The following is a 23,440-nucleotide window of genomic DNA, read 5'->3' on the forward strand; positions in this document are numbered from 1 at the left end:
CACAGACTGTTTCCTGTTACCGACGGGTACCGAAGTCGCCCCCGAGCGCCTAGGCTGCGCGTCATGACGGACACCACGGCAGACCGCACCTCCACCACGCGCAACCCGGCTGCCCCCGGCGCAGCCCGTACCGTCGCCTCGGCCGTACCGGCGGCGCTCGTCGCCCGGCTGGCCAAGGGCGTCACCGCGAGTGCCGACGCCGAGCAGGTGCACACCACCGCCCCGCTCACCGGTGAGCGGCTCGCCACCCTGCCGCTGTCCGGCCCCGCCGACGTCGCCGCCGCGTACGAGCGGGCCCGCCGCGCCCAGCAGACCTGGGCCGCGCTGCCCGTCCGCCGCCGGGGCGCCGTGCTGCTCCGCTTCCACGACCTTCTGCTCAAGCGGCAGGACGAGGTGCTCGACCTCATCCAGGCCGAGACCGGCAAGGCCCGGCTGCACGCCTTCGAGGAGGTGCTCGCCTCCGCGATGGCCGCCCGGCACTACGGGCGCAAGGCCTCCGGCTACCTGCGCGACCGCCGCCGCTCCGGCGCCGTGCCTGGCCTCACCCACGCGATCGAGGCCCGCCGCCCCAAGGGCGTGATCGGTCAGATCTCGCCGTGGAACTACCCGCTCGAACTCTCCGTCGGCGACGCCCTGCCCGCCTTCGTCGCCGGGAACGCCGTCGTCAACAAGCCCGACACCCAGACCGCGCTCACCGCTCTGTGGGCCCGCGAGCTGCTGATCGAGGCGGGCCTGCCCGCCGACCTCTGGCAGATCGTGATCGGCGACGGCCCCGTCGTCGGCCCGCTGGTCGTCGACCAGGCCGACTACGTCTCCTTCACCGGCTCCACCCGCACCGGCCGCGAGGTGGCCCAGAAGGCCGCCGCCCGCCTGGTCGGCGCCTCGCTCGAACTCGGCGGCAAGAACGCCCTGCTGGTGCTCGCCGACGCCGACCTCGACAAGGCCGCCGAAGGCGCCGTCCGGGCCTGCTTCTCCTCCGCCGGGCAGCTCTGCATCTCGATCGAGCGGCTCTTCGTGCACCGCTCCGTCGCCGACGCCTTCCTCGCCCGCTTCGCCGCCCGCACCGCCGCGCTGCGGCTCGGCGGCGGCCTCGCCTACGGCGCCGACATGGGCTCGCTGGTCTCCGACCGGCAGCTGGAGGTCGTCACCCGGCACGTCGAGGACGCCGTCAAGGCCGGTGCCACCGTGCTCGCCGGCGGCCAGGCCCGCCCCGAGCTCGGCCCGCTGTTCTTCGAGCCGACCATCCTGGACGGCGTCACCCCCGAGATGTCCGTGTGCGCCGAGGAGACCTTCGGCCCGGTCGTCTCGATCTACCGCTTCGACACCGAGGCGGAGGCCGTCGCCGCCGCCAACTCGACCTCGTACGGCCTGAACTCCAGCGTCTGGACGAAGGACCTGCGCCGGGGCCGGGCCGTCGCCGCGCAGCTGCGCACGGGCACCGTCAACGTCAACGAGGCGTACGCGGCGGCCTACGGCTCGGTCGCCTCGCCGATGGGCGGCATGGGCGACTCCGGGCTCGGCCGTCGGCACGGCTCGGAGGGCATCCTCCGCTACACCGAGGCGCAGACCGTCGCGACCCAGAAGCTGCTGCCGATCGGCCCCTCGATGGGGATGACCGACGAGAAGTTCGCCGCGCTGTTCACGGCCGGGCTGAAGGCGATGAAGGCGTTCGGGCTCAAGTAGGTCCCACCGTACGGTTCTTCGAAGGAGCAGCGGCAGATGGCAGGCGAGGAAGTTTTCGACTACGACGTGGTCGTGGTCGGCTCGGGCTTCGGCGGTTCGGTCTCGGCGCTGCGGCTGACCGAGAAGGGGTACAAGGTCGCCGTCCTGGAGGCGGGCCGCCGGTTCACCCGGGAGGAGCTGCCGAAGACCTCCTGGGACGTCGGCAACTACCTCTGGGCGCCCGCGCTCGGCCTCTACGGCATCCAGCGCATCCACCTGCTGGCCAACGTCCTGGTGCTCGGCGGGGCCGGCGTCGGCGGCGGCTCGCTGAACTACGCCAACACCCTGTACGTGCCGCCGAAGGCGTTCTTCGATGACCGCCAGTGGCAGCACATCACCGACTGGGAAGCGGAGTTGGCGCCGTTCTACGACCAGGCGCAGCGGATGCTCGGGGTGCGGACCAACCCGACCATGACGCCCTCCGACGTCCATCTCAAAGCGGCCGCCGAGAAGATGGGCGTCGGGGACACCTTCCACCTGGCCCCCGTCGGCGTCTTCTTCGGCGACGGGAACGACGCGGACGGCGCGGCGAAGGCCGCGCCCGGCACCGAGGCGCCGGACCCGTACTTCGGCGGCGAGGGCCCGAGCCGCCGGGCCTGCACCGAGTGCGGCGAGTGCATGACGGGCTGCCGGCACGGCGCCAAGAACACGCTGACCGAGAACTACCTCTTCCTCGCCGAGAAGAACGGCGCCGAGATCCACCCCATGACCACGGTGGCGCGGATCCGCCCGGCGGGCGGCGGCTTCGCCGTCGACGTGCGGCGCACCAACTCCCGCTCCACGGACCGGGCGAAGGCGGGCGCGCGGACGATCACCGCCGCCAGGGTGGTGGTCGCGGCCGGGACGTACGGCACCCAGACGCTGCTGCACCGGATGCGGGACGGCGGCCAGCTGCCCGCCGTCTCGGCGAAGCTCGGCGAGCTGACCCGGACGAACTCAGAGGCGCTGGTGGGGGCTTCGACCACCGACCGGCGGTACGGCGGGAGGGTCGACTTCAGCAAGGGGGTGGCGATCACCTCGTCCATCCACCCCGACGCCAACACCCACATCGAGCCGGTCCGTTACGGCAAGGGCTCGAACGCGATGGGTGCGCTCAGCGTGCAGCAGGTGCCCGGCGTCGGGCGGGGGCCGCGCTGGCTGCGGTACGCCGTCACCGCCGCGCGGCACCCGGTGATCTTCGCCCAGTCGATGAACCAGCACCGGTGGTCGGAGAAGACCATCATCGGGCTGGTGATGCAGTCGCTGGACAACTCGATCACCGTCTCGCTGAAGAAGTCCGGCCCGGGGAAGGGCAAGCTGACGTCCAGTCAGGGGCACGGCGCACCGAACCCGACCTGGATCCCGGCGGCGGAGGAGGGCGCGAGGGCGCTGGCGGCGGAGATCAACGGCTTCCCCGGCAGCACGGTGGGGGAGATCTTCGACATCCCGATGACCGCGCACTTCATCGGCGGCTGCCCGATCGCCGACAGCCGCGAGAACGGCGTCGTCGACCCGTACCAGCGCCTCTACGGCTACCCCGGGATCAGCGTGGTGGACGGCTCGACCATCTCCGCCAACCTCGGCGTCAACCCGTCCCTGACCATCACCGCGCAGGCGGAACGCGCGATGTCGATGTGGCCCAACAAGGGCAGCGCCGACCCGAGGCCGGCCCAGCACGAGCCCTACCGCCCCGTCCCGGCCGTCGCCCCGGCCCACCCGGCCGTCCCGGCAGGGGCTTTCGCGGAGCTCCTGCTGCCGGTCCCGAAGGTCCCGCCGAAGCGCAGTTGACGCAGCGGGCCTTCAGGGGCGCGGGGCTCTGCCCGCGCCCCGGGGACTACGCGTCAGCGCGCGGCGGCAGCTCGATCTGGAGCAGGTAGCTGCAGGAGCCGCTCTGGGCCTTCTGGCAGAGGCCGACGCCGGGCTGGAGCGCTGCCGGGAGGTCCATGGCCTGGAGCCAGCCGGTGAGGCGCTCGCCGGGGCCGCAGTGGTACTCCTTGGCGATGCCCGCGCGCTCGACGCCCTTGTGGGCGAAGCAGGCGCTGACGTCCATGGTGTGGGTGGTGCCCTCGAAAGTGTCCTCGGCGGTGAAGAGCGAGCCGAGGTAGAGCTCGACGGCCGAGTGGTAGAGCTCCTGGTACTGCTCGAAGGTCTCGACCTTCTCGATGCCGAGCGAGCGCATCAGCCGGACCATCTCCTGGCGGCCGAACTCGCGGACCACCTGGATGTTGGCCTCGTTGGCCCCGTCGACGCCCTTGGCCATCGCGGTCTGGTAGAACCAGAGGCCGTCGGTGGCCATCCAGGAGCGCCGCAGCAGCTCCTCCCGCTGGATGGCGGTCAACTCCGTCGAGGGGACGCGCTCTTCGCTCATCTGCTCACTCCGTGGTCGGCTGGGAGGATGCTGCGTACTGCTCGTACAGGGCCTCGTACCCGTGCCGCCGGAGCTTGCCGCTCGACGTCCGGGGCAGGCGGCCCCGGCGCGTCAGCAGGACGGCCCGGGGGGAGACGCCGAGGGTGCTCGACACGGCGTAACGGACCTGTGCGGCAAGGGTGTTGCGGGCGTCGGGGGAGGTCTCCCGGGTCTCGACGAACAGTACCAACCCTTCTCCGTCCTCGAAGGGTATTCCGGCAGCCAGCACCCCCTCGGGTTCGGCGCCGGGGCAGGCGGCGGCGAGGGCCTCGATGTCGGCGGCGTAGTAGTTCCGGCCGAAGACGATGACCATCTCCTTCGTCCGCCCGACGACGAAGAGTTCACCCTCGTGGCGGAAGCCGAGGTCGCCGGTGTCGACCCAGCCGTCGGCCCCGGCGGTGGAGCCGTCCTCGTAGCCCCGGGTCACCGACTCGCCGCGGATCTGGATGCCGCCGACGGCGGGCTCGGCGGCGAGCGGGTCGCCGTCGGCGGTGACCAGGCGCAGCTCGGTGCCGGTGACGGGCGTGCCGAGGGCGGCCAACTCCCGGGTGCCGTCCGGGGCGGGGCTCACCGTGACGACGCCCTCGGCCAGCGGCTCGCGCTCCACCCGGAGGGTGCGGACGGGCCGGCCGACGGGCGGGAAGGTCACCGCGAGCGAGCCCTCGGCCAGGCCGTAGACCGGCAGGAACGCCTCGGCGCGGAACCCGGCCGGGGCGAAGTGGGCCGAGAAGCGGCGCAGCAGGCCGGTGTCGACGGCTTCGGCGCCGTTGAGCGCGAGCCGCCAGCGGGACAGGTCGAACGCGGCGACCTGCTCGTGGGCGGTCCGGTTGAGGGCTTGCAGGTAGCCGGAGTTGGGGGCGGTGCTGATGGTGACGCCGTGGTCGCTGATGATCCGCAGCCAGCGGCCCGGGTCGCGGAGGAAGTCCTCGGGCGACTGAAGGAAGGTCTCGACGTTGTTCAGCACCGGCGTCAGGAACATCCCGATCAGGCCCATGTCGTGGAAGAGCGGGAGCCAACTGCCGCTGACGTCCTGCTCGGTGACGCCGAGGCCCTTGGTGATGGCCTCGATGTTGGCGAGCAGGTTGGCGTGGCTGAGGATCACGCCCTTGGGGGCCGAGCTGGTGCCGGAGGTGTACTGGACGAGGGCCGGCTCGTCGTCGCCGACCTCCGTCCAGACCGCCGAACTGCCCGCGCAGGCGGCCGTGTCGAGCACGGTGAACCGCCCGCCGGTCTCCGGCAGCAGCGGGGCGAGCAGCCCGGCCAGCACGCCGTCGGTGAGCACCCGCTCGACCCGGGACTGCCGCATCGCCAGCCCGATCCGCTGCGCGTAGACCTCCAGCGGCGCGAAGCGCACGGGCGGCGGCACCGGCACCGGGACGGCGCCGGCCGCGAGCACGCCGAAGAAGGCGCGGGCGAAGTCGGGCGAGGTCGGCAGGGCGATGCCCACCCGCTCCCCCCGCCCGACCCCGCGCTCCAGCAGCCCGCAGGCCAGTCGGCCCGCGTCCGCGTGGAGTTCGTCGAAGCCGACCCGCTCGGTCTCCTTGCCGCCGCGGAACAGGCGGAGAGCGCGTCCGGTCCCGCGGTCGGCCACGGACCGCAGCGCGTCGGTCAGACTCATGAGGTGGCTGCGCCCTCGCGGTCGAGGGTGAGCTCCGCGACGAGCTGCTGGAACTCGCCGACGGTCTGGATGCGGAAGGTCACGTCGGCCTCGATCTCGATGTCGAAGGCCTTCTCCGTCTTCAGGATGATCTGCAGCACGCGCATCGAGTCGACGCCGGGCAGCGAACGGAAGTGGTCGTCGGCGCCGATCTCCTCGGCCGGGACCTTGAGCTCCTCGGCGATGATCGCGGTGATCTGCTGGTTGGTGTCCATGGATTCTCCCCCAGTGGTTACGGTTGGTTGGAGCTGCGCAGGGCCTCGGCCAGGCCGTCCGGCAGCCGGTCGGCCGAGGCGGCCAGCACCTGGTCGGTGAGCAGGAAGAAGGTGCCGTCGGCGACGGCCACCAGGCCGCCGCCGTCGGCGAGTTCGATCCGGCCGGTGGCGCGCACCGAGTCGTCCGCCCGGGTGGTGGTCTCCGCGCTGACGCGGTACGCGGTGTCGGTGCGCATCGGCTGGGCGTAGCGGATGCGCAGGCCCGCCGTGAAGGCCGAGGTGCGGCCCGAGCGGTAGACCGCCTGGGCCAGCAGCTCGTCCAGCAGGGTGGCGACGATGCCCCCGTGCACGACGCCGGGGAACGACTCGTAGTCGGCCCCGAGGGTGACGTCCGCGCGGTAGCCGTCGCCGTGGGCCTCGATCTCCAGCCGCAGGCCGATCGGATTCTTCGGTGCGCAGCCGAAGCAGTTGGAGACCGTCTCGGCGGTCAGGGACTCGGGCACGGCCCGCCTCCTCCTGGTCGGTGCGGGCGTGGTCAGACGAGCGAGCGCAGCTTGCGCTTGATGTCCCGGGAGTTCTCGATCGAGTCGTCCTCGGCGAGCCGGCGGACCATCGCCAGCACCTTGGCGTCGGCGGCGTCGGTGGCGCCGGCCTGGATGGTCTCGATCCGCCGGATGCCCTTGGCGGAGGTGGAGTGCGGGTAGAAGTGCCCGGCCGGGTGCTTGAGGCCCTCGCTGCGGTCGGCGAGCCAGACGTAGGCCATCTTGAGGGCCTCGATCTGGTTCTCGGTGCGGCCGTCGCACAGCTCCTGGCTGAACACGTAGAACGCGCGGGCGTGCCGGGACTCGTCGCGGCCGAGGAGCTTCCAGATCCGCTTGATCACCGGCTCCTTGGTGTCGGCGGCGAGCCGCTGGTAGAGCTCGGCGGCGCGGGCCTCGGAGATGATGTTCATCATCAGCGTGCCTGCCTGGGTGGAGCCCATCGGGTACGGCTCGCGCTTGTAGAGGGCGTGCTTGGAGCGGATCTTGACGCCGATCCGGTCCAGGTAGCGGGCCTGCACGAGCGAGTGCCGGGCCTCCTCGGCGCCCCACATCAGCGCCCAGGACGAGAAGCTGGTCTCGCCCTCCCACTCGCGGAGGAAGTTGTGCGCGCCCGGCAGGGTGCCGAACTCGATGATGGCGGCCTCGGTGAGGTAGTCGATCTCGTCCTCGGCGAGCAGACCGGCGTCGAGGTTCTCGAAGTCGATCTCCTTCCAGTCCCACCGGGTGGTCTCGAACCAGTCGAAGATCTTGTTGTAGGTCATGTCCAGGTAGAAGTCGGTGTACAGCTGGTCCTGGGCCAGCGAGTGGTACGCGCGCAGACCGATGTCGAGCCGGTCGGTGAGGCCGTAGCCGTCGAAGGCGGCGGGCGCGACGAGGTCCTCGACGTCCAGGGCCTCCGCCCAGGACGGCACCGGCCCGTCGGCGCTCGGGCCGACGACGTACGCGCGGGTCTTGGCGTGGGCGCTGTCGGCGCGCAGGCTGCGGACGAGCTCCGGCTGCCCGCTGCCCTGGTGGCCCGCGAAGACCACGGCCAGCTCGGCGTCGGGGGCCAGCTCGTGCAGGTACTTCTCGAAGGCGCCGGGCTGGACGCGGTCGACGGCGATCTCGCCGAACCGGGCCAGCGAGATCTGCTCCGCCAGGGTGGCTCCCGGCAGGCAGTCGACGAAGGCGACGCGCACGTTGCTCATGGGTGAGTCCTCTCCACGTGAAGGGTGTTGCCGCAGGCGGGAACCGCCCGTGACGGCCTGGCCGCTCGTCGGTGCCGTGCGGGGCGACCGGTACGCCAGGCATGGAGGTGCCGTGGTGCTGTGCTGTCGGTGCGTCGGTGCTGGTGCGTCAGAGAATGCTGTGCAGCGGTTACTTGACGGACTGGCCCGTGGCACTGGCGGCGACGGGCGCGCCGGGGGCGGGCGGCGTCGGGCGGGGGCTCATGCCGAGCGCAGGTGCGGCGCCCAGCAGCATGAACAGGCCGACGGCGATACAGGTGTCGAGGTAGGCGTGGTGCGCGTCGTCGTACGTGCGGGGGGTGCCCATGACGGCGACCAGCAGGCTGATGCCGAGCACGCTGCCGATCTGACGGCTCATGTTGACGACCGCGCTGCCGGTGGAGAAGCGCTGCTCCGGGAGCCCGGCGGCAGCGGTGGACAGGATGGTCGGCAGGGCCAGCCCGACGCCCACGCCGCCGACCAGCCAGCCCGGCAGCAACTCGGCTGCATAGTGCGGCTGTTGGCCCACCATCAGGGACATCGCCAGGGCGCCGGCGCCGCAGAGCAGACAGCCGACTGCGGCGATCCGGCCGACCGGCACGCGCTGGGCGAACCTGCCTGCCAGGAGCGCCGCGACAGGCACCAGCAGCGGGCCGGGGGCCACCGCGAGGCCGGTGCGCAGAGCGGAGTAGTGCCAGACGTTCTGCATCCACAGGATGGCGCTGAGCAGGTTCGCGGCGAAGCCGGCGCTGAAGGCCAGCACCGCGACGTTGGCCCAGCTGAACTCCCGCAGCCGCAGCAGTGCGGGTTCGACCACGGGTGACTCGTGGCGGCGCGAGCGCAGCCAGAACGCCACCACCCCGAGGGCAGCGCCCACCAGGACGAGCGTGGTGCGGCCGCCGGGCCAGTCGTTGACCTTGACCAGCCCGAGGGCCAGCAGGCCGATGGCGGCGGTCAGCAGACCGGCGCCGACCAGGTCGGGTGTCCTGGTGACCGCCTCGTCGCGGGAGTCCGGCACCAGCTTCCAGGCCGCGACCAGGGCGAGGACGCCGATCGGGAGGTTGACCAGGAAGACCCAGCGCCAGGACGCGCTGACCAGCAGCCCGCCGAACACCGGCCCGGCGGCGGCCGCCAGCGCGGCGGCCGCCGACCAGATCCGTACGGCACCCGCCCGCTTCTCGGGCGGGAAGACCGAGAGCAGCAGCCCGAGGCTGGCCGGGGTCAGCGCGGCCGCGCCGACGGCCTGGAGCACCCGGAAGAGCACCAGCTGCCAGAGCGTGTCCGCCGCCGCGCAGGCCCCGGAGGCCAGCGTGAACAGGGCGACGCCGTAGAGGAAGCCGTTCTTGCGGCCGAAACGGTCGGCCAGCCGCCCCAGGGGCACGAGCAGGGCGGCGAAGACGATCGCATAGGCGTTGAGCACCCACGAAAGGTCCGACAGGGACGACTGCTCGAACTCACGGCCGATATCGGCGAACGCGACGTTGACGATGAAGAGATCGAGACCGGCCATGAAGGCTGCCAGCGAGAGGATCGCCAGGACGATCCGTGCCTTGCGCGGGTTGACCATGGGCGCCACCGTAACCAGGCGGCAGAGTTGCTAACAAGGCTTTCCTGAAGTCAATTTGCTTACTGGAAACGGAAGATGACATTCAGACGCGGCGGGCGCCGAGCAGCTCGCGGTACTGCTTCGCGGCGAGCGCGAGGTCCTCGTCGCTGCTCAACTCGACGGCGTGCACGACCAGCGGTTCGGCGTACTCCATGCCCGTGAAGGCGGCCATGGTGGCGAGCGGTACCAGCAGCTCCCCGACGGTGCGCAGGTTCTTGCCCTCGGGGCCGTAGTGCTCGGAGCCGCCGCCGGTGGTGACGACGACCTGGAGGGTCTTGCCCTGCAGCGCCTCGCCGCCCGGACCGTAGCCCCAGCCGTGCAGGATCACCTCGTCCTGCCACTGCTTGAGCAGGCCGGGGGTGGAGAACCAGTAGAGCGGGAACTGCAGCACGATCCGATCGTGCTCCTCGGCCAGGCGCTGTTCGCGGCCGACGTCGAGGCGCTGGTCGGGGTAGGTGGCGTAGAGGTCGTGCACGGTGACGTCGGGCAGGTCGCGGACGGCCTCGGTGAGGGTGCGGTTGCCGCGCGAGCCGGCGTAGGAGGGGTGGGCGAGCAGGACGAGGGTGCGCATGGTGGTCTCCTGAGAGTGACTAGACAGAAAGGTCTGTCTGGAATGGGCCTGCGAAACCCCGGCCTGCGGGGCCGGGGGATTCGGGCGGGAGGTCAGGCGGTTGCGGTGCTACGGACAGGACTGCTCGACGAGCGCGGCGGCCGCACTCCTGGCCGCAGCAGCGGCCTGCCCGGACTGTTCGAGGTGGTCGGCCGAGAGTGCGCCGTCGATCAGCAGCGTGAGCTGGCGGGCGAGCAGCGCCGGGTCGGCGGCGCCGGCCACGGTGGCCAGCCCCTGGAGCCAGCTGCGGACGGTCTCCTTGTGGGTGGCCGCGATCGCCTGCGGCTCGGTGCCCGGCTCGCACTCGGCGGCCGCGTTGATGAAGCTGCAGCCTCGGAAGCCGTGCTCCTCGTAGGCGGCGGTGAGTGCGTCGAAGGCGCCGACCAGCTGGTCGCGCGGGTCCGGCCCGGCGGCCAGGGCGGCCGAGCGCAGCTTGCCGCGCCAGTTCCGGTCGGAGCGGAGCAGGTACTCCGCGACCAGCCGCTCCTTGCAGGCGAAGTGCGAGTACAGCGTCGCCTTGGCGACCCCGGACTCGGCGATCACCCGGTCGACGCCCACCGCACGGATGCCGTGGGCGGAGAACAGCTCGCAGGCGGTGTCGAGGATCCGCTCCCGGGCGGGGAGGCGCTTCGGTGTGCTCACTGCTCTCCCCTCCCGGCCGGCCTTCTGCTGGCTCCGTCGAAGAAGAAGTTAACAGACAGGTCTGTCTGTTTCAAGCAGGGCAAAGGGCCCCGCCGGGGGAAACGGGGCCCTTTGTCGCTCAGCACGCGGCGTCAGGGCTGCGCCGGTGCTGGGGCGACGGCGCCGGGGGATGAGCGCCGTCTCGTCGGAGTGGTCTGGGGCCGCGCACCCGGACCGGCGGGGGTGGGCCGGTGGGCGCCGCGGCGTTCGCGGGCGGCCGTTCACGGAGCGTGAGGTGATAACCGTTGTCACCGTCGGCTCGCTCGGGCGTCTCGGTCGAGGGTCCAACAACCCCCTACAACCAGCATCGTGATGGACGGAACCCTTGCTGTGCAACCGATTCGACGCAGTTCGGCACAGTCCAATTTCTGTCGGCCGGACTGCCGTACCATGACCCGCCGCACTTCGTGGACGCACCGGCACGGCCGTACCGACTACGCTCCGTAGTAGTGGGCGGGCATGGGTAGTAGCGAGCGGGCATGGTCGGTGCGACCGCCGATCGCCGGGCGTCCCCGGCAGGCGGCGGCCACACCTTCCACTTCCACTTCGCTTCAGCCGCGGCCGGGTCCGCTGTCCCCTGCTTGCCGGCCGCATGCACCCGCGCGCGGTCCCACGGCGGGCCGCACCCGGCGGGGCCGGGGGCAGCAGCGCCACGCGCGCCGGTGGACTGACGAGATGTCCACGCGTGGTTTTCGGAGCCGGTGCGTCCACGGCCCGCACCTGGGAGGTGCGACGCGTCCGTACGGTCCGCCCGGAACAACGCCGGGCGGAGCGGCTCGGTCACGGGTGCGGCCGTGCAGCATGCGGGTGAAGCCGCACGGTGTCCAGTGGGCGAACCGGGGCTCGTCAGGTCGCCCGGTAGAATCGGAGCTGACACCCCCACCCGTCACCCGCCGTCGGCCTCCCCAGGGCCCGCTGCGCGCGACACCTCCCGAATCGCTGCCGGAAGGCCGTCCGTGACCTCTGCTACCCCCGACCACTCCGCCCTCGACACCGTCCTCGTCGTCGACTTCGGTGCCCAGTACGCCCAGCTCATCGCCCGCCGGGTGCGTGAGGCTCGGGTCTACAGCGAGATCGTGCCGAGCTCCATGCCGGTCGCCGAGATGCTCGCCAAGAACCCGAAGGCGATCATCCTCTCCGGTGGTCCGTCCTCGGTCTACGAGGAGGGCGCGCCGCGCCTGGACCGCGCGATCTTCGAGGCCGGTGTGCCGGTCTTCGGCATGTGCTACGGCTTCCAGCTGATGGCCATCACCCTCGGCGGTACCGTCGACAACTCCGGCGCCCGCGAGTACGGCCGCACCGCGCTGCACGTCGGCAGGAACGGCTCGACCCTCTTCGAGGGCACCCCCGCCGAGCAGTCGGTGTGGATGTCGCACGGCGACGCCTGCTCCGCCGCGCCGGAGGGCTTCACCGTCACCGCCGCCACCGACGTGGTGCCCGTCGCCGCGTTCGAGAACGACGAGGCGAGGCTCTACGGCGTCCAGTACCACCCCGAGGTGCTGCACTCCACGCACGGCCAGCAGATCCTGGAGCACTTCCTCTACCGCGGCGCCGGCCTCGCCCCGACCTGGACGACCGTCAACGTCGTCGACGAGCAGGTCGCGCTGATCAAGGAGCAGGTCGGCGACAAGCGCGCCATCTGTGGCCTCTCCGGCGGCGTCGACTCGGCCGTCGCGGCGGCGCTGGTGGCCAAGGCCATCGGCGACCAGCTGACCTGCGTCTACGTCGACCACGGTCTGATGCGCAAGGGCGAGACCGAGCAGGTCGAGAAGGACTTCGTCGCCGCGACCGGCGTCAAGCTCAAGGTCGTGGACGCCGAGGAGCGCTTCCTGACCGCGCTGGCCGGGGTCTCCGACCCCGAGACGAAGCGCAAGATCATCGGTCGCGAGTTCATCCGCGTCTTCGAGCAGGCCCAGGCCGAGATCATCGCGGACGAGGGCCCGGCCGTCGGCTTCCTGGTGCAGGGCACCCTGTATCCGGACGTGGTGGAGTCCGGCGGCGGCACCGGCACCGCCAACATCAAGTCGCACCACAACGTCGGCGGCCTGCCCGACGACATCGAGTTCGAGCTCGTCGAGCCGCTGCGCAAGCTGTTCAAGGACGAGGTCCGGATGGTCGGCCAGGAGCTCGGGCTCCCGGAGGAGATCGTCCAGCGGCAGCCCTTCCCCGGCCCCGGCCTGGGCATCCGGATCGTCGGCGAGGTCACCAAGGAGCGGCTCGACCTGCTCCGCGAGGCCGACGCCATCGCCCGCGAGGAACTGACGCTGGCCGGCCTCGACCGGGAGATCTGGCAGTGCCCGGTCGTGCTGCTCGCCGACGTCCGCAGCGTCGGCGTCCAGGGCGACGGCCGCACCTACGGCCACCCGATCGTGCTGCGCCCGGTCTCCTCCGAGGACGCCATGACGGCCGACTGGTCGCGCCTGCCGTACGAGGTGCTGGCCAAGATCTCCACCCGCATCACCAACGAGGTCCCCGACGTCAACCGCGTGGTGCTCGACTGCACCAGCAAGCCGCCGGGCACCATCGAGTGGGAGTAGTCCCCACCGCTCGTTGAACGACCGCGCCGCCGCTCCCGTACTCCTTGGGGGCGGCGGCGCGGTCGTCGCCACGGCGGCCGTGAGCACGGATTACACCGCGGACCGGGCAGAATCGGACCGGACCTGTCAGCGGATGACGGGCCGTGAGCAAAGGGGACGGCATGACGGCGGGGCACGAGGAACCGGAGCAGACCCGAGCGGGCCTGGGTGCACTGCGTGAGACGGCCACCCGGTACGCGCTGCTGCCGCTGCGGCTCTTCCTCGGGCTGACGTTCGTCTACGCCGCCTTCGACAAGCTCTCCGACGCGCACTTCCTGGCCGGCGCCTCGGACCCGGCCTCCTTCTACTCCCAGACCCAGGCCGTCAAGCCGCACAGCCCGATCGGCTGGGCCCTCGGCCCGGCCCTCGACAACCCGACGCTCTTCGCCCTGACCATCGCCTTCGGCGAGCTGGCCGTCGGCCTCGGCACGCTCTTCGGCCTCTGGGGCCGGATCGCCGCCACCGGCGGCGCACTGATCAACCTCAGCCTCTGGCTGACCATCAGCTGGAACGTCAGCCCCTACTACCTCGGCAACGACCTCGCCTACCTGATGGCCTGGACGCCGCTGGTGCTGGCCGGGACGCCGTACCTCTCGGTCGACGGCTACCTCGCCCGCCGGGCCGGGCGCGACCGCGCCCGGGGCGTCACCGAGCACGGCATCCGGCGCCGGGCGGTGATGGACGGCGGCATCGCGGCCGTCGCCCTCGGCGGCGCCGGGCTGCTGGCCGGTTCGCTGACGGCGACCTTCGGGCGGTCCAAGAAGCCCGCCGCCACCACCGCGCCCTCCGCCGCCCCCGCCCCGGCCACCGGCAGCGGTGGCACGAAGGTCTCCGTCGCCGCCTCCGCCGTGCCGGTCGGCGGCTCCGCGCCGGTCAAGGACCCGTCCTCCGGTGACACCGTCTACATCCTGCAGCCCAAGGCCGGCCAGTACTGCGGCCTCTCCTCCGTCTGCACCCACTCCGGCTGCGCCGTCGACGCCCCCAAGGGCGGCCAGCTCTACTGCCCCTGCCACGGCTCCCGCTTCGACGCGTCGACCGGCGCCGTGATCAACGGCCCCGCGACCAAGCCGCTGCCCAAGTACACCGTCACCAAGGACGGCGACCGGCTGGACCTCGGCCCGCTCGCCTGACGGCCCGCTCGCCTGACGTCCGACCGGGCTCAGTCGCTACGGCCCCGGCGGGCCATCGCGAGCAGCGCGCCCGCCAGGCCGGCCGTCCCGAGGACGATGAAGGTCACCGGGACGACGATCCGGCCGTTGACGGTGAAGTCGTCGAGCGAGGCGACCAGGAAGAGCACCGCCAGCCCGGTGAACAGGACGCCCGCAACGAGCGAGAAGAGATCCAGTCGGTGCTTCCTCATGACGCCTGCTCCACCCGTACGTTGCCGATGCCGACGGTCACGGTCAGGTCGATCGTGCCCTTGGACTGCTGACCGTTCACCGGGTGCAGCTGGTACTCCCGGTTGGTGTCCACCCCGGAGGCCCACTGGTTCTGGGGCACGTGGACGTCGCCGATCGGGTTGTGCACCGTCAGGTGGACGTCCACATCCGCCGGGAGGGTCACCCGGGCGTCGCCGATGCCCAGCCGGACGGTCGTGGGCAGCGTCGCCCCCGCCGGGTCCAGCGTGCTGAGGTCGAGCCGGAGATCGCCCACGCCGAGGTTGTACTCGCTCTGCAACTGGCTCACCGAGGCCGGTGCCCAGGAGCGGTCACCGACCGCGCTGCTGATCGTCGCGTGCGAGACGACCGACCCGGCCGTCCCGGCCAGCGCCAGGGTCAGCGCCACCGCCGGCACCGTCAGCCCGCGCGCCCGGCCGAACTTCGCGCCGACCAGCAGCGGCACCGCCAGCCCCAGCAGCGCCGCCGCCAGCACCGTGCTGATCCGCACACTGCCGAGCGGGGAGGTCACCGCCCAGGCCAGCGTGCCCGCGCCCGCCGCCAGCAGCAGACCCAGCGGCCCGAGGAAGGAGCGGTGGCGCCGCACCCGGGCGACCGGCGTCGGCGCGAACTCCGTCACCGACTCTGCGGCGGCCGGGCCGGGCTTGCGCAGCGGGTCGCCCTCGGGCAGGTCGGTGCGCTGCCACCAGGGCTGGGCGGCCGCGCCCGGCGGCGGCGGGGTCGGGCCCGCGTACGGGTTGCGCTCGGGGTGGCGCGGATCCCAGAGGTAGCCGGACGCGCCGACCGGCGGGGTGTCCGCCGGATGGTCCGCCGGGTGGTCCGCCTCCGGGCCGGTCCCGTGGCGGCGCATGTGCTCGTGCACGTGTGTCATCGCGCCCTCCCACTCGGTCTTCATGTCGCGGGCGAACTGCTCCTTCCAGGCCGGCCAGTCGTGGCCGGCCTGGCCGTCCTCCGTCAGCCGGTCGTACGGGCCGCCCGGCCGGTGGCGCCGGAAGCCGTGCACCCGGCGGCGACGCTCGGGGTCGTACCGGACGGCGAGGAAGACCAGGCCGCCGAGCAGCAGCAGCGGGAACATCTGCCCGCCGTCGTCCATCGAGGAGAAGAACACCCCCATGCCGATCACCGTCAGCAGCACCGCACCGATCGACTGACCGTCCACCCGCCCGGTCAGCACCCGCTGCAGCTCCGTCCGCCCGGCCCGGCCCTCGGCCGGCTCGCGCGGCACGATCAGCCAGCCCAGGCCGTACAGGAAGAGGCCGAGCCCGCCGGAGAGGCAGAGCACGGCCGTGACGACGCGGAAGACCACCGGGTCGATGTCCAGGTGACGCCCGAGACCGCCGCACACCCCGGCCACCACCCGGTGCTGCTCGCTGCGGGTGAGGGGCGGGCGGCCCGCCGGGGCGGAGGGCCCGGCCGGGTCGGCGTCTGCGAAGTGGTCGTCCGTCATGCCCCCATCCTGCTGCTTGGGACCGGCCCCGCCCAAGCTCCCGGGGCCCGGGACGGACCCTGAACCGACCCTGAGACACAGCTCGGGGGCGCACCCTGATGCGCGGCGGCCCGCGTACGTGTGACCATCGGGGCGTGGCAGCACCCGGACCAGACCCCATGACCCCCGCACCTGACGGCCCGTCGGCCGAACCGGCCTCCGCCGACCAGGGCCGCCCGCCCTACCGCAGGCTCTACCGCAGCCCGCACGGGCGGATGCTGGGCGGCGTCGCGCACGGGCTGGCCGTCCACCTCGGGCTGCCCGTGACCTGGGTGCGGGCCGCCTTCGTCCTGCTCTTCTTCGCGCAGGGGATAGGCGGGCTGCTGTACGCCGCGTTCTGGTTCGTGGTGCCGATCGGCATCGGCGAGCCCGCCCTCGGCGGCGGGCAGCAGTGGCGGTACGTCAACGGCACGTTCGTCCGGGGCGACACCGGGGGCGCGGAGTTCGGGCAGCTGCGCAAGGGGGAGCGGCGCGGGCTCGACCGGCTCCGCGAACTCCTCCAGCGGACCTTCCACGGCGAGCCGGCCACCATGACGGCCACCCTGCCGGGTACCTCGCCGGGTGCGGCCGCGCCGCAGGGCGTCGGCGGCTCCGTCGTGAAGGAGGGCGGCGGCTCCGGGCTCGGCCAGATCGCGGCCCTGCTCGCCCTCGTCGTCGGCATCATGGCGCTGCTCAGCGCCCTGCACATCCAGACCGCCAAGCCGTACGTCTGGCCGCTGCTCACCGTCGGCGTCGGCGTCGCACTGGTCTGGCGGCAGGCCGACGACTCGCGCTGGCAGCGCTGGTTCGGCCTGGAGGAGGGGACGAAGCGCCGCGCCGCGTACACCAGGGTCGGCGCGGGCGTGCTGCTCGTCGCCGCGGGCATCGTCGGCTTCCTCGTCCTCCAGGGCACCGGCTCGACCTGGTCCTCGGTGATCGAGGCCGCGCTCGCCGTGCTCGCGGGCGTGCTGGTGCTCGTCGGCCCGTACGCGCTGCGGATGTGGCAGGACCTCGGCGCCGAGCGGACGGCCCGCATCCGCGCCCAGGAGCGTGCCGAGATCGCCGCCCACGTCCACGACTCGGTGCTGCACACCCTGACGCTGATCCAGCGCAACGCCGACGACGCCAAGGAGGTGCTGCGCCTCGCCCGCGCCCAGGAGCGCGAACTGCGCCTCTGGCTCTACCGCCCCGAGGCCGCCGCCGAGGCCGCCCCGGACACCCTCGCCGAGCGTATCCGCTCCGTCGTCGCCGAGGTCGAGGACCTGCACGGGGTGCCGGTCGAGCTGGTCTGCGTCGGCGACTGCCCGATGGACGACCGGATCTCGGCCCAGATGCAGGCCGCGAGGGAGGCAATGGTCAACGCGGCCAAGTACGGTGGGCCAGGACCGGTCCAGGTGTACGCAGAGGTGGAGGGGCGGACGGTGTCGGTGTTCGTCCGCGACCACGGCCCCGGCTTCGACCCGGACAGCGTGCCCGAGGACCGGATGGGCGTACGGGAGTCGATCATCGGCCGGATGAAGCGCAACGGCGGCACCGCGAGGGTGCGGCCCGCGCCGGACGGCGGCACGGAGGTCGAGCTGGAGATGGAGAGAGCGAATGACTGAGCCTGCTGCACCCGCCGAGAGCGGGCCGGACCGTACGGCGCGGGTCGTCCTGGTCGACGACCACCGGATGTTCCGCACCGGAGTCCGGGCCGAGATCGGGCGCACCGAGATCACCGGGATCGACGTGGTGGGCGAGGCGGATGACGTCGAGTCAGCCGTCCAGGTCGTCGCCGAGACCCGGCCCGACGTCGTCCTGCTCGACGTCCACCTGCCCGGCGGCGGTGGCGTCGAGGTGCTGCGGCGCTCGGCCCCGCTGATGTCCGACCCGGCGGGCGTGCGGTTCCTCGCGCTCTCCGTCTCCGACGCCGCCGAGGACGTCATCGGGGTGATCCGGGGCGGCGCGCGCGGCTACGTCACCAAGACCATCACCGGCACCGACCTCGTCAACGCCATCTTCCGGATCTCCGACGGCGACGCCGTCTTCTCCCCGCGCCTGGCCGGCTTCGTCCTCGACGCCTTCGCCGCCACCGACACCCCGCCCGTCGACGAGGACCTCGACCGCCTCACCCAGCGCGAGCGCGAGGTGCTCCGCCTGATCGCCCGTGGGTACGCCTACAAGGAGATCGCCAAGCAGCTCTTCATCTCCGTCAAGACGGTCGAGAGCCACGTCTCCGCCGTCCTGCGCAAGCTCCAGCTCAGCAACCGCCACGAGCTGACCCGCTGGGCCACTGCCCGCCGCCTGGTCTGACGCCGCACCGCCCGGGGGTCAACCGGGTGCCTGATAGCCTGACGGCGCGCCCGGGTTCTGAGCCGGGTGCGCCGGGGAGCTTGTAGGTGTCGACTCCCCTGGGGGCGGAGCACCCCTGTCGCGTGGGGTCTCACGGTCCTGCCGCCTTTGCCGACTTTCGTGGGAGAAGAAGCAGACCGATGGGCCTCACCGACCGCACCATGCCGACCGTCGCGCCCGTCATACCCTCGGCCGCGCCCGCCCCGCCCGCCGTCGTGCGCTGGCTCCCGGCGGCCACGGCCCTGCTCCTCGCCGTCGCGTTGCTGCTGGCCACCGACACCGCGCCGCTCGACATCGCCAAGTACGGCTTCTACGCGGTCTGGGGCGTCCTGCTCCCCGGCACGCTGGTGTTCCGCTCGCTCCGCTGCACCCCGCACACCCTGGTCGAGGACCTCGCGCTCGGCGCCGTCACCGGCCTGGTGCTGGAACTCGCCGCCTGGGCCGTCCTGATGCCGCTCGGCATCCAGTCGGCCGCCACGCTCTGGCCGCTCGCCGTCGTCGTCCCGTTCGCCGCCGTGCCCCGGCTGCGCAGGCACTGGCGACCCCGCGACTACCGCTCCACCCCCTCGCTGGGCTGGTCCTGGGCGGTGGCCGGGACGGTCGCCGTCACCACCGTCTTCCTGTACGGCGTGTACCTGCGGCGCAACCCGATCCTGCCGACGAGCGAGAGCTCGACGCAGTTCATGGACCTGCCCTACCAGCTCTCGCTGGCGGCCAACGCCAAGCACACCTTCCCGCTGACGCTCCCGCAGGCGGCGGGCGAGCCGCTCTACTACCACTGGTTCGCCTTCGTCCACGAGGCGATGACCAGCATGGTCGGGCACATCGACCTGCCGGTCGTGCAGATGCGGCTGATGATCCCGGCGCTCTGCGCGCTCGCGATGGTCGTCATGGCCGTCGTCGGCTGGCGGCTCGCCCGCCGCCCGTGGGTCGGCGTGGTCGCCGCGCTGCTGGTCTTCGCGATCGGCGAGTTCAACGTGGTGCGGATGGTCGACACCGCGCCGTTCGGCTCCTCCCAGGTGCCGCTGATGTCCTGGGCCAGCGTCTCGATGACGTACAGCTGGCCGCTGCTGTTCGCGCTGATCGCCGCCGTCGGCGAAGGTCTCGTCCGCCGCCGGGAGGACGACAGCGTGCCCGCCTGGGGCCCCGGGCTCTTCGTCCTGGTGGCGCTGTTCGCCGTGGCCTCCAGCGCGGCCAAGGCGACCTCCCTGCCGGTCACACTCGCGGGGCTCGCCCTCGCCGGATTCGTCGTGCTGGTCACCACCCGGCGCATCCCCTGGGCCGTCGTCGGCCTCGGCGGGATCCTCGGCGCTGCCCAGGTCTTCTCCACCGCCGTGATCTTCCGGTTCATGACCTACGGCCTGGAGATCCTGCCGCTCTCGAACATCGAGGGGAACTGGGCCGTCGACCCGGCGCACCCGCGCTCCTCCGCCTCACAGGCGGTCGTCGTCGCCGGGGTCTGGGCGGCCTTCCTGCTCTGCACCCAGCTGCGGGTGGTCGGCGCGCTGCCGCTGCTCTGGCGCAGCCGCCTCAACCTCCAGCCCGTGCAGTGGATCCTGCTCGGCGGGGCTGTCGCAGGGCCGACCGCCTACCTGCTCATGAACGGCTGGAACGCCTCCTACTTCACCCACGCAGGGCTGGCCTTCGGCGCGCTGCTGTCAGCCTGGGGATACTGCGAGGCCTTCGAGCGGGCGGCCCTGAGCAGGCGGGGCAAGACCCTGCTCGCCGTCGCCACCGCGGTCTTCGTCGGGCTGCTCACCTATGGCATCCGGACGGGCGCAGACGGCTGGCGCCGTTTCGCCCTCGGCCTCTTCGGCATCGACCCGGACAAGCCCAAGGTCGCATACGCGGGCCTGGTCCCGATGCTGGTGGCGGCAGCGGCACTGCTGCTGATCGCCGCGCTGGGCGGGCTGCTCTGGTGGGGCCTGGGCCGATCCTGGGCCGGGCTGCGCGGTCGTGGCGGCATCGTGCTGCTCACCGCCGCGCTGACGGCCGGGGCGCCGACGCTGATGCTGGACATGTTCGACCCGGGGTGGTCGCCGTCGGTGTGGGGTGCGCCCGAGCTGCAGAAGTCCCGGGTGGAGGCGGCGCGTTGGGTCCGCAGCCACTCCGCCCCGACGGACGTCATCGCGACCAACGAGCACTACCTGCCCGGCACGTCCTACGACAGCCGGGTATTCACCCTGAGCGCGTTCTCCGAGCGGTCCGTCCTGATCGAGGGCTGGGGCTTCGCGCCGCGCGAGATGGCCTCCGGCGGCGGCAACGGCGTCGGTCCGTTCTGGGATCAGCCGCTGCTGGAGCTCAACGACGCCGCGTTCTACTCGCCCACTCCCGAGATCCTCGCCGAGCTCCGCGACAAGCACCACGTCCGCTACCTGGTGCTGGAGCGCCGCGCGGGCGTCGAGTCACCGCTGCTCGACGAGCTCGTCAAGCCGGTGTACGACAACGGTCACGAGGCGGTGTACGAGCTGCGCACCTGGGCTCACCAGGGCAGCTGGGTGCTGCCCGAGCTGTGGAAGACCGGCGTCGAAGCTCCGCTTCCCGCACGGCACCGGGCCGCCGGATAGGTCATGCCTGGTCACGGCGCGTCCGGGTAGACGAAGACGACGTACCCGCCGTAGGCGGCCGAGCAGAGCGCCGCCGTGGTCAGGACCAGGGCCAGGGTGGTGCGGCTGCGGATGCGGGCCAGGCCGGTGGCGAGCGGGAGCAGCAGGCCGACGGCGGGGAGCAGGAAGCGGGCGCGGGAGTCGAAGTAGGCCGCGTCGCCGAGGGCGAGCGTCAGCATGGCGGTGCTGTAGAGCAGCAGGACGGGTGGCTGGCGCTGGGTGACGGAGACGGCCAGCAGCAGGACGGCGGCGAGCAGGACGGCTGCGACGACGACGTCGGCGAGCAGGACGTTGTCGGGGCGGGTGAGCAGGTCGCGCAGGGCGTAGAAGGTCTGGCGACCGTAGTCGAACGTGGTCTTCCAGGCGTCCTGGACCCGGAAGTAGCCGTCCCAGCGGCCTTTCTGGAGGCCGACCCAGCCGAGGAAGCCGAGGAAGCCGAGCGGGGCGAGGGCGGCCCCGGCGGCCGCGCGCCAGTCGGCGCGGTGGCGCAGCAACTCCCAGAGGGCGGCGCCCGCGACGGCTGCGGCGACGGCGACGCCGGTGGGGCGGCTCAGGCCGGCCAGCAGGCTGAGGGCGCCGGCGCGGAGCCAGTGCCGGGTGACGGCGGCGTGCACGGCCCAGGTGGCGAAGGCGGTGAAGACCAGCTCGGAGTAGGCCGCGCTCTCCACCACGGCGTACGGGACGACGCCCCAGAGGACGGCGGCGAGGATGCCGGCCCGCCGCCCGTAGAGGTGGTCGGCGAGGGCGAAGATGCCCCAGGCTGCGGCGAGTGAGGCGGCCCAGGCGACGAGCAGCGCGGCGTAGTTGACGCCGATCGGGAGCAGCCAGGCGGTCAGCCTGATCAGCAGTGGGTAGACCGGGAAGAACGCGTACACCTCGTACGGCCCGTGCGGGCCCGGTACGGGAGTCGAGCCGGCGTAGCCGTGGACGGCGATGTCCTGGTACCAGTACGCGTCCCACAGGGTGCTCAGCCGGTAGAGGCCGGAGCTGCCGCGGTGGGCGCCCCAGGCGACGAGGAGCAGGACGCCGACGGCGCGGGTGGCGGCGTAGCCGAGCACTGCCGCCGCGGCCGGGGGGAGGGCACCTCGGCAGGGCCGGGGCGACGGGCGGCGGGTGGCGAGCGCGGTGGGCACCCGGCCATCACACCGCCGTCGCCCCGGGAGGGCAAACGGGGCGTCAACCTGCGCTGACGGCGGTCAGCGGCGCTCCGCCCCTAGCGGCGGGGGGTCTTCTCCTGGGCGGCGGCGCGGACCTGGGTGAAGGCCTTGTCCAGGTGCCGCTTCATCAGCGGCGCGAGCGGGCGCTCGACGAGGCGGTGCACCAGCCAGGCGGCGAGCAGCATGGTGGCGGTCACCACCAGGAGCGTCGGGTACGGCGCGAGGTAGCGGCGGACGCGGGTGATGAGCTGCCACCCGATCTGCTGGTGCAGCAGGTAGAGCGGGTAGGTCAGGGCGCCGGCGACGGTGAGCCACTTCCAGCGGATCCAGTTGAAGGCGCCGAGTGCCGCAGCCGTGACCAGGCCGAAGTAGAGCGTGGTGCAGGCGACCACGACGGACCAGGAGAGCGTCTGGTGGGCGCCCCAGCCGTAGCCGGGGATGACGCCGCGGATCTGGTCCTGGGCGATCAGCCAGCAGAAGCCGAGCAGGCCCCAGAGCAACAGGTTCGGGCCGAAACGGTACATCAGGTAGATCACGATGCCGCCGATGAAGTACCAGGCGTAGACCGGCTGCACGATCGCGCTGAGCAGCGGGAAGTTGGCCTGGCCGGCGAGCAGGGTGGCGAAGGCCCAGATGCCGCAGAAGGCCAGCACCCGGCGGTAGGTCAGACCGAACGCGACCAGGCAGCCGAAGAGCACGTAGAAGCGCATCTCGGCCCAGAGCGTCCAGTAGACCGGGTCCATGTTGTCCACGCCGAGCGGCGCGTTGGCCATGCTCAGGTTGGAGAGGATGCGGCTCGGGGTCGGCCGGTTGAGGTTGTCGCCCCAGATGGTCGGGACGATCAGCAGCACGACCGTGGTGAGCAGGACGGAGACCCAGTACGCGGGGAAGAGCCGCACCACCCGGGAGGTCAGGAAGTCGCTGACCTTCCGGTCCCAGCAGGACATGCAGATGACGAAGCCGCTGATCAGGAAGAACAGTTCGACGCCGGTCCAGCTGTACTCGCCGATCTTGTGCACGAAGGGCATCAGCTGGCTGGGCAGGCCGTGCCAGACGTCGGGGAAGCGCTCGACGCCGACCCAGTGCCAGAGGACGACGCCGAGGGCGGCGAGCAGCCGCAGGCCGTCGAGTACGTAGAGCCGCGGGCGCTTCACGACCGGGGGTGGCGTCTGCGGAGCGGGGGCCGTCACGTGGCCGGTGGCGTCCGGCGCTACCGACGCCGTCGTTATGGAGGACATCTATGACTCTCAGATCCGGAGGCGGAGGCTGCCCCCCGCGCGGGGT

Annotated in this window: 19 protein-coding genes and 1 pseudogene; 8 read left to right on the forward strand and 12 right to left on the reverse strand. The window is 72.4% G+C overall.

Features of this window, described 5'->3' with window-relative positions:
• Window positions 1–63 precede the first annotated feature (63 nt).
• Together ACR68M_RS21295 and ACR68M_RS21300 are read left to right on the forward strand one after the other, a co-directional pair.
• Window positions 64–1,683: a succinic semialdehyde dehydrogenase gene (locus ACR68M_RS21295; protein WP_441245693.1), complete on the forward strand. Its 1,620-nt coding sequence runs from the start codon at window positions 64–66 to the stop codon at window positions 1,681–1,683.
• A 36-nt stretch (window positions 1,684–1,719) separates the two neighbouring features.
• The gene (locus ACR68M_RS21300) at window positions 1,720–3,489 is read left to right on the forward strand and encodes a GMC family oxidoreductase N-terminal domain-containing protein (protein WP_441245694.1); all 1,770 of its coding nucleotides are present in this window, start codon (window positions 1,720–1,722) and stop codon (window positions 3,487–3,489) included.
• Between the two features lie 46 nt (window positions 3,490–3,535).
• Here the strand turns inward: ACR68M_RS21300 and ACR68M_RS21305 are convergent, their stop codons facing one another.
• From ACR68M_RS21305 to ACR68M_RS21340, 8 genes are all read right to left on the reverse strand, one after another.
• Window positions 3,536–4,069: a DUF6125 family protein gene (locus tag ACR68M_RS21305; protein WP_441245695.1), complete on the reverse strand. Its 534-nt coding sequence runs from the start codon at window positions 4,067–4,069 to the stop codon at window positions 3,536–3,538.
• A 4-nt stretch (window positions 4,070–4,073) separates the two neighbouring features.
• Window positions 4,074–5,726 carry an AMP-binding protein gene (locus tag ACR68M_RS21310; protein WP_441245696.1) on the reverse strand — a complete coding sequence of 551 codons (1,653 nt, stop codon included), beginning with the start codon at window positions 5,724–5,726 and terminating at the stop codon, window positions 4,074–4,076.
• Window positions 5,723–5,980 carry an acyl carrier protein gene (locus ACR68M_RS21315; protein ID WP_441245697.1) on the reverse strand — a complete coding sequence of 86 codons (258 nt, stop codon included), beginning with the start codon at window positions 5,978–5,980 and terminating at the stop codon, window positions 5,723–5,725. Before ACR68M_RS21315 ends, ACR68M_RS21310 begins: the two co-directional genes overlap by 4 nt.
• Window positions 5,981–5,997: 17 nt before the next feature.
• Window positions 5,998–6,483: a PaaI family thioesterase gene (locus ACR68M_RS21320; protein WP_441245698.1), complete on the reverse strand. Its 486-nt coding sequence runs from the start codon at window positions 6,481–6,483 to the stop codon at window positions 5,998–6,000.
• Window positions 6,484–6,515: 32 nt separating this feature from the next.
• Window positions 6,516–7,709: a ferritin-like domain-containing protein gene (locus ACR68M_RS21325; protein WP_441245699.1), complete on the reverse strand. Its 1,194-nt coding sequence runs from the start codon at window positions 7,707–7,709 to the stop codon at window positions 6,516–6,518.
• 169 nt (window positions 7,710–7,878) lie between these two features.
• Window positions 7,879–9,294 carry an MFS transporter gene (locus ACR68M_RS21330; protein WP_441245700.1) on the reverse strand — a complete coding sequence of 472 codons (1,416 nt, stop codon included), beginning with the start codon at window positions 9,292–9,294 and terminating at the stop codon, window positions 7,879–7,881.
• Between the two features lie 82 nt (window positions 9,295–9,376).
• Window positions 9,377–9,904: an NAD(P)H-dependent oxidoreductase gene (locus tag ACR68M_RS21335; RefSeq protein ID WP_441245701.1), complete on the reverse strand. Its 528-nt coding sequence runs from the start codon at window positions 9,902–9,904 to the stop codon at window positions 9,377–9,379.
• A 108-nt stretch (window positions 9,905–10,012) separates the two neighbouring features.
• Window positions 10,013–10,585, reverse strand: a complete 573-nt coding sequence (locus ACR68M_RS21340) for a TetR/AcrR family transcriptional regulator (RefSeq protein WP_441245702.1) — start codon at window positions 10,583–10,585, stop codon at window positions 10,013–10,015.
• A gap of 995 nt (window positions 10,586–11,580) precedes the next feature.
• On the opposite strand from ACR68M_RS21340, the gene guaA reads away from it, so the two are divergent.
• The 3 genes and pseudogenes from guaA (at window position 11,581) to ACR68M_RS21355 (ending at window position 14,330) form a co-directional block, all read left to right on the forward strand.
• Window positions 11,581–13,161, forward strand: coding sequence for a glutamine-hydrolyzing GMP synthase (guaA, locus tag ACR68M_RS21345; RefSeq protein WP_441245703.1), 1,581 nt, complete (start codon window positions 11,581–11,583; stop codon window positions 13,159–13,161).
• 161 nt (window positions 13,162–13,322) lie between these two features.
• Window positions 13,323–13,835: pseudogene (locus tag ACR68M_RS21350) on the forward strand (DoxX family membrane protein); the annotation flags it as partial.
• A gap of 42 nt (window positions 13,836–13,877) precedes the next feature.
• Window positions 13,878–14,330 carry a ubiquinol-cytochrome c reductase iron-sulfur subunit gene (locus ACR68M_RS21355; RefSeq protein WP_441251671.1) on the forward strand — a complete coding sequence of 151 codons (453 nt, stop codon included), beginning with the start codon at window positions 13,878–13,880 and terminating at the stop codon, window positions 14,328–14,330.
• A gap of 29 nt (window positions 14,331–14,359) precedes the next feature.
• Here ACR68M_RS21355 and ACR68M_RS21360 read toward each other — a convergent pair whose 3' ends face one another.
• Both ACR68M_RS21360 and ACR68M_RS21365 read right to left on the reverse strand, forming a co-directional pair.
• Entirely contained in the window at window positions 14,360–14,560 is a 201-nt protein-coding gene (locus ACR68M_RS21360) for a hypothetical protein (RefSeq protein WP_441245704.1), read from the reverse strand.
• Entirely contained in the window at window positions 14,557–16,044 is a 1,488-nt protein-coding gene (locus ACR68M_RS21365; RefSeq protein WP_441245705.1) for a PspC domain-containing protein, read from the reverse strand. The genes ACR68M_RS21360 and ACR68M_RS21365 overlap by 4 nt, the downstream gene beginning before the upstream one ends.
• A 158-nt stretch (window positions 16,045–16,202) precedes the next feature.
• Here ACR68M_RS21365 and ACR68M_RS21370 point away from each other — a divergent pair, with 158 nt between their 5' ends.
• From ACR68M_RS21370 to ACR68M_RS21380, 3 genes are all read left to right on the forward strand, one after another.
• Window positions 16,203–17,666, forward strand: a complete 1,464-nt coding sequence (locus tag ACR68M_RS21370; RefSeq protein WP_441245706.1) for a PspC domain-containing protein — start codon at window positions 16,203–16,205, stop codon at window positions 17,664–17,666.
• Window positions 17,659–18,354, forward strand: a complete 696-nt coding sequence (locus ACR68M_RS21375; protein WP_441245707.1) for a LuxR C-terminal-related transcriptional regulator — start codon at window positions 17,659–17,661, stop codon at window positions 18,352–18,354. The genes ACR68M_RS21370 and ACR68M_RS21375 overlap by 8 nt, the downstream gene beginning before the upstream one ends.
• Window positions 18,355–18,533: 179 nt before the next feature.
• Window positions 18,534–20,960, forward strand: coding sequence for a hypothetical protein (locus ACR68M_RS21380; protein WP_441245708.1), 2,427 nt, complete (start codon window positions 18,534–18,536; stop codon window positions 20,958–20,960).
• An 11-nt stretch (window positions 20,961–20,971) separates the two neighbouring features.
• Here ACR68M_RS21380 and ACR68M_RS21385 read toward each other — a convergent pair whose 3' ends face one another.
• The gene (locus ACR68M_RS21385) at window positions 20,972–22,132 is read right to left on the reverse strand and encodes a glycosyltransferase family 39 protein (RefSeq protein ID WP_441245709.1); all 1,161 of its coding nucleotides are present in this window, start codon (window positions 22,130–22,132) and stop codon (window positions 20,972–20,974) included.
• 80 nt (window positions 22,133–22,212) lie between these two features.
• The gene (locus ACR68M_RS21390; RefSeq protein WP_441245710.1) at window positions 22,213–23,394 is read right to left on the reverse strand and encodes an acyltransferase family protein; all 1,182 of its coding nucleotides are present in this window, start codon (window positions 23,392–23,394) and stop codon (window positions 22,213–22,215) included.
• Window positions 23,395–23,440: the final 46 nt, after the last annotated feature.

The sequence above is a fragment of the Kitasatospora sp. McL0602 genome (genome assembly GCF_052076145.1).
In the GTDB taxonomy this organism is placed as follows: Bacteria; Actinomycetota; Actinomycetes; order Streptomycetales; family Streptomycetaceae; genus Kitasatospora.